The organism is Peptoniphilus sp. HMSC075B08 (genome assembly GCF_001815405.1).
GTDB lineage: Bacteria > Bacillota > Clostridia > Tissierellales > Peptoniphilaceae > Peptoniphilus_A > Peptoniphilus_A harei.
Genome location: NZ_KV820456.1, coordinates 19,876 through 29,060 on the forward strand (window position 1 = coordinate 19,876; position 9,185 = coordinate 29,060).

Genomic DNA, 9,185 nt, shown 5'->3' on the forward strand with positions numbered 1-9,185 from the left:
GTTTATAAAAAATAAATAAGCCCTAATTTAGGGCAAAAAAATAAGGGCTCCACGAGCCCTTTTTATAATATTTAAAATTATTCTTCTTCTTCTTTTTCTTCAGTTTCAGAAACAGTAGGAACTTCTGCAGAAACTTCTTCTGCTTCTTCTTCTGGTTCTTCTTCAGTTGGTTCAACAAGAGTTGCAACAGCTTCATCTGCTTCGAAGTGTTCAATCTTGATGTTTTCGTCACCATAAATGTCAAGGTCAGCAATTGTCTTAGCTTCACCAATTTGCATTTCAACAACATTTACAACAGCTTCAGATGGAAGATATTTTGGTAGACAAGTAACAGTGATTTCGTTTAGTACTTGGATTAATGAAGAAGGTTGAACTCTTACTTCATCTCTACCTTCAAGAATAACTGGTACTTCAACAGTGATTTCAGTGTTCATGTCGATTTCGTATAGGTCAAAGTGAACCATAGCATTTTTAATGTGGTGCATTTGAACTTCCTTGAAAAGTACAGATACAGTTTCACCATCAAGTTCGATTTCGAAAATATTTGAGTATCCTTCTTCGCTATAGGCTTTTAGAAGATCTTTTTCAAGACCACTTACCATTCTTGCTTCATTACCCTTTGAGTAAAGAACTCCTGGGATTTCACCATTTGCTCTAAGTTTATCAACTTTGTTTTTACCCTTAGCATCTCTTTTGTTTAAAACTAGTTTCATATATACCTCCAAAAATTATTTTATAATACCTGAACCAAGACAAACATCGCCTTGATAAAAAACACACACTTGACCAGGTGTGACACCCTTAAGTGGTTTTTTCAGTTTAACAACATATTTATCATTTACTTTTTCCAATGTGGCAGCCTGATCATTTGCCCTGTATCTTATTTTAACAGATAAGTCCACTGGAAGAGAAGGATTTTCTGTAATCCAGAAAATATCTTCCACTTCAAACTCGTCCTTATAAAGAACGGGGTTGTTAATCCCTTGAGCCACAATTAAAAGATTGTTTTTTAAATCCTTATCAGCAACGAAGAAGGGTTCTCCACTTCCTACGCCACCAATGCCAATTCCACGCCTTTGACCAATAGTGTAGTGCATAAGGCCAGAGTGTTCTCCCAATACCTTGCCCTTTTCGTCCACAATTTTACCGGGCTTGGTAAATAGAAATTGATCTAAAAACTCATTGAAATCTCTTTCTCCAATAAAACAGATTCCAGTCGAATCCTTCTTAGAAGCAGTAGAGAGTTCATATTTTTCTGCGATGCGCCTTACTTCATCCTTAGTTAAATCACCAACAGGGAAGAGAGTTTTTTCAAGTGCTTCTGACTTAACTCTTGATAAAAAGTAGGATTGATCCTTATTATTATCTAAGCCCTTTAAGAGGTAAGTCTTGCCATCAACTTTTTTAGTCCTGGCATAGTGACCCATAGCAATATAATCAGCATCAAAATCCATTGCATAGTCAAGGAAGGCCTTGAATTTTATTTCAGTATTGCACATAACATCTGGATTTGGAGTTCTGCCTTTTTTATATTCACTTAGGAAATAAGAAAAAACCCTATCTCTATACTCTTTTTCAAAGTTGACAGTAAAATATTTAATGCCAAGCTGAGAGCATACAGAGACAACATCTATATAATCTTCTCGGGCAGTGCACATGCCATCATCTTCTGCCCAGTTCCTCATAAAGACTGCTGTAACGTCGTAGCCAGCTTCCTTTAAAAGAATTGCAGAGACAGATGAATCAACACCGCCACTCATTCCAAGAATGACTTTTTTCTTTTCTTGCATCAATACCTCCAATCCACTCAATAACAATACATAATTATACAATAGTTGTTTAGAAAAATCCACCTTTATTTAAGAAAATACAAGTTTGCAAGGCATTTGAAGAAAGAAATAAAAAAATTATGTAAAAAAATTTAACGTGTAAAAAATATTGTTAGTTTATTCTAAAGGTCATAAAAATATTTTTAACTTATTATAAAATTTCTTGTAAAATTTTATTGACAAAGTTTTTTTTATGGAGTAAAATTATAGATTTATTTGACAAGAGGACTTTTTTAATGTATAATTAATCAATATTAATAGGTCTGGAAGGAATGGGTATCGAATGAATCAAATGCAAATAATCAAGAAAGAACTTGAAAACCACATAGGAAAGAAAGTTATCGTAAGGGCCAACAAGGGCAGGAAAAAAATTGTAACTAGAAAGGGAATTCTAAAGGCAACTTACCCAAGTCTTTTTGTACTTGAGGTTTTTAACGGAGAAGAATTAGTGACAGCAAGTTACACTTATTCTGACGTTTTGACATCAACAGTTCAAGTTACAGTTTTAGATGAAGATGTAACATATAAAGACGCAAAGATGATTTCATAAAATCTTTTTATATTAGAAATGTGGCAGGTGTTTATGACACCTGTTTTTTTATTGCAAAAATTTATTTATCCTTGTGCTAGATTATTTTTATTATTAGAGAATGTTTTTATTATTTTTAAGCGAAAAAGTCCTATGAATTAAAAATTTATTATAGAGTTACAATTTTTTATGAAGTAGTAAAAGATTGTGAAGTCGTAAAAATTTGAGTAATATCTTAGGAAAGTTTATTAGATTTAATTTATATTATAGAAAGAAATTCTTGAGTTATAGTAAGAGTTTTACTAAATAGAAGTAGGATAAGAATAAGTTAATAAGTTTTTAGAGAAAGTAAAGGATTAAAAACGTGATAGAGATGAAAAAAGAATTTAATCAAAAATTAAAAGTCTGTAAGAAAAAAGCCACCCTCATGGGTGGCATAAATTTTATATATTATTCACTTGCAAAGTTATCGAAGTAACCTTGGATATAAACTACTGGAGTACCCTTGTCTCCTGAACCACTTGTAAGGTCACAGAGACTTCCAAGTAAGTCAGTAATTCTTCTTGGAGTAGTTCCAAGAGTTTCGTCTTTACCAACAAGGTCTTTGTTCTTGTGAGAGATTTTTTCTTTCATAGCAGCAGTTGCGTGTTCAGTATCCATATCCTTTAGGTCAGTGTCTGCAATGTATTTGATCTTAAGTTCGCTTGGTTGGCCAGCAAGTCCATCAGTGTGGGCAGGTGATACAACTGGATCTGCAAGTTCCCAGATTTTTCCCACTGGATCTTTGAAGGCACCGTCGCCGTAGATCATAACTTCAACTTGCTTGTTGTATTTTTCGATTAATTTCTTTTGAACTTCATTTACAAAAGTTTCTCCATCTCTTGGGAACAATTTTAATCTTGTGTCAGATGCAAAGTTTGAGCCAAGTAGACCAAACTTTTCGTTGTAGCCACTTCCGTTGATGGATTCATTTAATATATCGTCAAGACCAAGAACAACTTTTGCTCCTTCGTCTTTTAAAAGTCTTTTTATTGAAAATCTTGTGTGAGTTGATCCAATAAGAACTTCGTCTGTGTAGTTTAAGATAGTCTTAGGATCATTTGAGAAGTGGATTTCGCAGTTACCACCACAAATTTCCTTGTAAAGTGTCACATAATCAATTCCTGTGAATTCGTGTTTAACTTCTTCGCCAAAGATTCTTCTGTAATCTTTTTCTTCTAGGACATCTGCAAATGGATTTATCTTTGCTTCATAAAGAAGACTTGGATCCATTAGTGAATTTCCAACTTCGTCAGATGGGTAGGAGAAGAGAAAATGTACTTTTTTTCCTGATTTTGCAATTCCTCTAAGGATTGTTGAAAATCTGTTACGGCTAAGGATTGGGAACACAATTCCGATTTCCTTGTCGAATTTTTTATTAATATCTTCTGCAATATCATCAATTGTTGCATAGTTATTTTGAGCTCTAGCAACTAGAGATTCAGTTACTGCAACAATATCCTTATCTCTAACAGAAATATTTTCTGATTCAAGAGCTTTTCCTAGGGAATCAACGACAATATTTACTAGATTGTCTCCACTTTTTACAATAGGTGTACGGATTCCACGTACTACTGTACCAATGTATCTTTGCATAATTCCTCCTACATTTAAATAAATTACTTTTTTACTTCAAAATTATACACGAAGTGTAAAGAAATGTAAAATATTTTTTAATTTATTTTTATAAATTTGCTTTTAAGTCTTAAAAATATTACTATATTGTGAGGTTAATTGGGAAAATTAACAAAAGGACTGTACATTTGTAACCGCTTTGTAATATAATTGATTAAGATTATAGAAAGGTGTTTTTATGATAAAATTTGAAAATGTATATAAGGAATACAACAACGGCGTTGCTGCACTTTCTAATATAAATATTGAAGTGCCTCGCGGAGATTTTGTTTTCTTAGTTGGTCCATCAGGTGCTGGAAAATCTACTATGATAAAGCTCCTCATTAGAGAAGAGAAGGTAAATCGTGGAAAGATTTTTATTGGCGACGATGACATAACTAAAATTTCAAAATATATGATTCCTAAACTTAGGAGGAATATCTCTGTTGTCTTCCAAGACTTCAGACTTTTAGAAAAAAAGACCGTTTTTGAAAATGTGGCCTTTGCTCTAGAAATTCTTGGAGAATCAAAAAAAGAAATTAATAAAAAAGTGGAATATGCACTTGATCTTGTAAACTTAAGTGACAAGGTAAAGGACTATCCATCAGAACTTTCTGGTGGAGAATCACAAAGGGTTGCCATTGCAAGAGCAATTGTAAACGATGCTCCTTATCTAGTTTGTGATGAGCCAACAGGTAACCTTGACGAGTCCACTGCCTGGGATATTATGTCTGCCCTTAAAAACATTAACGACGATGGCAAGACAATTATTATGGCAACTCACGCAGTTAATATTGTAGATAAATTTAATAAGAGAGTTGTTACCCTAGATAATGGTTCCATTGTTTCGGATATAAGAGAAGGAGGTTATTATGAAGGCAATAAGACAGTTCTTTAATCTTTTGAGAGAATCCTTCTCCAGTCTTTGGCGAAATAAGACTATGTCCTTTACTTCTGTAATTTCTATTACAGCTATGCTCACACTTTTTGGTGTAGTTATACTTATGATTCTAAATATAAATGGAATGGTCTATCAAACAGGAGAAAAGCTCGATAAAGTTGTATTTTTCTTAAAGGATGATGTAAACCCCAAGGATGTAAATGAATTTATCGATGAACTTGACGGCAATAAAAAGGTAAAAAAAGTTTCCTATGTATCTAAAGAAGAAGCTCTAGAAGAGTTTAAAGAAGGTTTTGGAGAAAACTCCACAATTTTAGAAAATATTCCTGGAGGGAATCCCCTACCAGCTTCCATTACAGTAGAAATGAAGGAACTTTCCTATGGAAAGGAAATTGAAGATAAGTACAAGGACCTTCCAATTGTTGAAGACCACAATTATTATTATGACTTTGTCACTCAAATGATGAAACTTCAAAATGGAGTTAAGTATGTGGGAGCAGCAATTGTCCTAATCCTAGTTTTAATTTCAATTTTAATTATTCACAATACAATTAAGATTGCAATTTCAAACATGGAAAAGGAAATAAACATAATGAAGTATGTTGGAGCAACTAATACTTATATAAGAGGACCCTTCTTAATAAATGGAATTATTTTCGGAATTCTAGGTTCAGCCCTTTCGGGATTTTTGACACTGAGACTTTACGTAATAATATTTGATAGGTTAAATCCCCAACTTAACGATATCACAGGCGTGGATATGATAAGTGCCTTGTCTGTTAGGACTGACTTGTATATAATGTTTTTATGCATTGGAGTTGGAATTGGATTTTTTGGATCCCTATTCTCAACTAAAAAGTTTTTAGATGTGTAGGTGAAAGAATGTATAGTAAGAGAAAGATTCTTGCAATTTGCCTTGCTGCCATAATGGCGGCTCCAAGTGCAAGTTTTGCCAAGTCTTCTAAGAGTCTAACTATTGAAAAAGATAAAAAAATTGAACAAAGAAAACAGGTTAATTCAAAAATTAAGGAGCAAAAGGCTAATATTTCTAATACGGAATCAGAAAAAAAGTCTGTTACTGATGAAATAGCAAGCCTTGATGCAAAGATTCAAGAGAAGTCTAACAAAATTTCATCTCTTGAAAAAGAAATAAATAAATTAAATCAAGATATTGCTGCTAACCAAAAAAAATTGGAAGAAGCTCAAGCTAACCTTGAAGCCAATACAAAATCCCTAAGATCAAGACTTAGAGAAATGTATAAGAGGGGCAATGTCAACTATATTGAAGTTTTATTAAACTCAAAGGATATAGAAGAATTACTTAGAAACAACGAAATTATTTCTTCAATCGCAAAGGCTGACAGAGAACTTATTGAGTACATAAAAACTCAAATTGACACAATAAAAAAGACTGAAGAAAGATTAAAAGTTGATAGAGAAAAAGTTACAGTTACTAAGGCAGAAGTTGAGTCTGAAAGACAAGGCTACCAAGATGCAGTTAATGCAAAGAATGAGTACATGAAAGTTCTTGAAAAAAACATTGATGCTTACAAGATTGAATTTGAAAAGGCTCAATCAGACTGGCAAAACCTAGACCTTGAAATTTTAAAACTTCAAAAAGAAATTGAAGTCCAAAAGAAAAGAGAAGAAGAAGCTAAGAAGAGGGCTGAAAGAGCTTCAGCAAACAGGACAAATAGAGTTAACAGCAACATAAGCGTTGCATCAAGACCAAGAGATGGACAAGCATATACTTGGCCAGTTCCAGGTCACTACTCAATATCATCACCATTTGGCTATAGAACTCACCCTATCTTAGGTTATTCTAAATTCCACTCAGGTGTAGATATACCAGCACCAAGTGGAACACCTATAGTTGCTGCTAAGTCAGGTACAGTAATTTTATCAAGACTTATGAGTGGATATGGAAATGTTATTATGATTGATCACGGTGATACTGTTACAGTTTACGCTCACTGTTCTGCACTTAATAAGTCAGTAGGTGACTCTGTATCAGCAGGAGATGTTGTAGCCTTTGTAGGTTCAACAGGTCTATCCACAGGACCTCACCTTCACTTCGAAGTTAGGGTAAATGGATCACCAGTAAATCCATTGGGATATGTATAATGAAAAAGAATAAATTTTTAAAAGTGGCAGCAGTTGCAATTTTAATATTGGCAACTGCTGTTGTTACGAGAATATACACAGTAAAAAGCATTTTAGGAACAAATGAAAACTTTGGAAAGGTAGTTCTTCTTGAGAAATATTTAAAAGAAAATTATCTTTACAATAAGGATATAAAAGAAGAAAATCTTGAGGCAGGAATCTTAAAGGGATTAGTTGCAGGGTTAGAAGATCCTTATTCACAATATCTTACAAAAGATGAAATGAAAAAATTGTCTGAGCAAACTACGGGCAAGTTTCAAGGTGTTGGAGTTATAATTTCTCCTGCAGAAGATGGAAGTGTAACTGTAGTTTCGCCAATAAAGGGATCGCCAGCTGATAGAGCTGGAGTTGAATCTGGAGATAAGATTTTAAAAATCAATGGCAAGGACTTCTCAGCAGAAAAAATTGATCAAGCCTCAAAGGAGATGCGTGGTCAAGCAGGAACAAGTGTCAAGATTTTACTTTTAAAAAAGAAAAACTTAAAGACAGAAGAAGTTGAAATCAAAAGAGAAGAGATAAAAATAGACTCTGTCTTAAAAAATAAAATTGGAGACTATGGCTACATTGGCATAACAATGTTTGACGAAGAGACAGGTAAGGACTTCAAAAAAGTTTTACAAGAACTCACTGACGAGGGAGTTAAGGGGATAGTCCTAGACATGAGGGGGAACCCTGGAGGAGTAGTTGACGCTGCCTATGAAATTGGAGACGCAATACTTCCAAAGACAAGCTTTGTAACCTTGAAAAACAACAAGGGAGAAGTCATAGAAGACTACAAGACAGATGACAAGTACAATGACATCAAGATGGTAGTCCTCGTCAACGAAGGATCAGCATCAGCCTCAGAAATTTTGGCAGGAGCAATAAGTGACCTAGATAGGGCAAAAATTGTTGGCAAAAAAACCTATGGCAAGGGAGTAGTTCAAAATGTAATTGCTTTGCCAGAAGGAGACGGATTAAAACTGACAACATCAGAATACTTCACACCAAGTGGCGACTCAATAAATAAATTGGGAGTAGAGCCCGACGTGGAAGTAGACCTTCCAGAAGATGTGAAGGGAATAGGTATAGACTATCAAGATACAGATACACAACTTCAAAAAGCCCTAGAGATATTAAAGGAAAAATAGAATTTTAGTAAAATAAAAATTAAGAAAAATGAAAGCAGCCGAGAGAAAGGCTGCTTTTTTAGTGAAAAGTTTTAGTAAAAGCTTCGCTTTTATAATTCTTATTTTTTGATAAGCTTTTTATTTTAAATAAGTTTTTGTAAAGCTTAGCTTTACGAATTTAATAAGGAGGGGCCTAGGGGCATCGTGAGGTATTTAGTTAAAGGCTCCGTCTTTAGAATCTAATAAAAAATTTATCTTTAAAATGTTTTCCAAAGCCTAAGGCTTTAATCCTTCTTTTGGAGGGGACTTAGGGCGTTTCGATCCGCCCTTGTCCCCTCCAAACCTCCCCTTACCACCCCCAACGACCTGGCAGGGGCCTGACCCAATAATACGCAAAAAGGCTTCCAGCTAAATTTTCAAAAACTCACTGACGTTCAAACATTGAAAATTTTTAACGCTTTCAGCCTTTTTGCTTACTACCTTATAAGTTTTTAGTGTATTGGCAAAGGCTACGCCCTCATAAAATTTCAACAAGCTGGGGCACTCGATTAGCTCACTGCTTATGTATGATGTTGTAGTTCTTTATGAAGCCATGGAAGCTTATAACCTCGTAACTTATTATGAAGTTTTAGTTCCTTACAAAGTCATAAAATATTATAAGCTCACAATTAAATAGAAACTCATAAAAAGCAAAAGCTTAATCGATATTTATTAAGCTTTTTTAAATGCAAAAATTTACTAGAATTGTGAGGACTGGTTAAGGAAGGGCACATAAGTTTGAAACGCTGCAGAGGTAAAACCACACACTAAGTATTAAGAACCCCGTAAGGCAAGACAGCCGTTAAAAAATTCAACTGTTTGAGTTAAGCGATTGAGCTTATGAGTAATTAATACATGACCTTATTTGGCTGATAAGTTTTCTAATTAAAAAAATATAAGCTTAACGAGTTTTGAATTTTAGGCTGTCTTCCGCTCGGGGTTGTTGGCAAAGGCCCCTGCCA

General features: G+C 34.1%; 8 protein-coding genes. 5 read left to right on the top strand and 3 right to left on the bottom strand.

Features of this window, described 5'->3' with window-relative positions:
- Positions 1 to 77 precede the first annotated feature (77 nt).
- Together HMPREF3023_RS06280 and mnmA are read right to left on the bottom strand one after the other, a co-directional pair.
- Entirely contained in the window at positions 78 to 713 is a 636-nt protein-coding gene (locus HMPREF3023_RS06280; RefSeq protein WP_070701813.1) for a 50S ribosomal protein L25, read from the bottom strand.
- Positions 714 to 728: 15 nt separating this feature from the next.
- Entirely contained in the window at positions 729 to 1,790 is a 1,062-nt protein-coding gene (mnmA, locus tag HMPREF3023_RS06285) for a tRNA 2-thiouridine(34) synthase MnmA (RefSeq protein ID WP_070701815.1), read from the bottom strand.
- A 322-nt stretch (positions 1,791 to 2,112) separates the two neighbouring features.
- On the opposite strand from mnmA, the gene HMPREF3023_RS06290 reads away from it, so the two are divergent.
- Positions 2,113 to 2,379: a Veg family protein gene (locus HMPREF3023_RS06290; RefSeq protein WP_070701817.1), complete on the top strand. Its 267-nt coding sequence runs from the start codon at positions 2,113 to 2,115 to the stop codon at positions 2,377 to 2,379.
- 429 nt (positions 2,380 to 2,808) lie between these two features.
- Here HMPREF3023_RS06290 and HMPREF3023_RS06295 read toward each other — a convergent pair whose 3' ends face one another.
- A complete protein-coding gene (locus tag HMPREF3023_RS06295) occupies positions 2,809 to 3,993 on the bottom strand; it encodes a coenzyme F420-0:L-glutamate ligase (RefSeq protein ID WP_070701819.1) in 1,185 nt (394 codons plus the stop codon).
- Between the two features lie 217 nt (positions 3,994 to 4,210).
- Between HMPREF3023_RS06295 and ftsE the strand changes: the two genes are divergently transcribed.
- The 4 genes from ftsE to HMPREF3023_RS06315 are packed head-to-tail and all read left to right on the top strand — an operon-like array spanning position 4,211 to position 8,205.
- Positions 4,211 to 4,909 (top strand): cell division ATP-binding protein FtsE, encoded by a 699-nt coding sequence (ftsE, locus tag HMPREF3023_RS06300; RefSeq protein ID WP_070701821.1) that lies wholly within the window; start codon positions 4,211 to 4,213, stop codon positions 4,907 to 4,909.
- Positions 4,884 to 5,786: a permease-like cell division protein FtsX gene (ftsX, locus tag HMPREF3023_RS06305; RefSeq protein WP_070701823.1), complete on the top strand. Its 903-nt coding sequence runs from the start codon at positions 4,884 to 4,886 to the stop codon at positions 5,784 to 5,786. Before ftsE ends, ftsX begins: the two co-directional genes overlap by 26 nt.
- Before the next feature lie 8 nt (positions 5,787 to 5,794).
- A complete protein-coding gene (locus HMPREF3023_RS06310) occupies positions 5,795 to 7,036 on the top strand; it encodes a murein hydrolase activator EnvC family protein (protein ID WP_070701825.1) in 1,242 nt (413 codons plus the stop codon).
- A complete protein-coding gene (locus HMPREF3023_RS06315) occupies positions 7,036 to 8,205 on the top strand; it encodes a S41 family peptidase (protein WP_070701827.1) in 1,170 nt (389 codons plus the stop codon). Before HMPREF3023_RS06310 ends, HMPREF3023_RS06315 begins: the two co-directional genes overlap by 1 nt.
- Positions 8,206 to 9,185: the final 980 nt, after the last annotated feature.

What these genes read in the sequence shown, in the direction of transcription:
- HMPREF3023_RS06280 (WP_070701813.1), bottom strand. Translation starts at nt 713, where the DNA reads ATGAAACTAGTTTTAAACAAAAGAGATGCTAAGGGTAAAAACAAAGTT.
- mnmA (WP_070701815.1), bottom strand. Translation starts at nt 1,790, where the DNA reads ATGCAAGAAAAGAAAAAAGTCATTCTTGGAATGAGTGGCGGTGTTGAT.
- HMPREF3023_RS06290 (WP_070701817.1), top strand. Translation starts at nt 2,113, where the DNA reads ATGAATCAAATGCAAATAATCAAGAAAGAACTTGAAAACCACATAGGA.
- HMPREF3023_RS06295 (WP_070701819.1), bottom strand. Translation starts at nt 3,993, where the DNA reads ATGCAAAGATACATTGGTACAGTAGTACGTGGAATCCGTACACCTATT.
- ftsE (WP_070701821.1), top strand. Translation starts at nt 4,211, where the DNA reads ATGATAAAATTTGAAAATGTATATAAGGAATACAACAACGGCGTTGCT.
- ftsX (WP_070701823.1), top strand. Translation starts at nt 4,884, where the DNA reads ATGAAGGCAATAAGACAGTTCTTTAATCTTTTGAGAGAATCCTTCTCC.
- HMPREF3023_RS06310 (WP_070701825.1), top strand. Translation starts at nt 5,795, where the DNA reads ATGTATAGTAAGAGAAAGATTCTTGCAATTTGCCTTGCTGCCATAATG.
- HMPREF3023_RS06315 (WP_070701827.1), top strand. Translation starts at nt 7,036, where the DNA reads ATGAAAAAGAATAAATTTTTAAAAGTGGCAGCAGTTGCAATTTTAATA.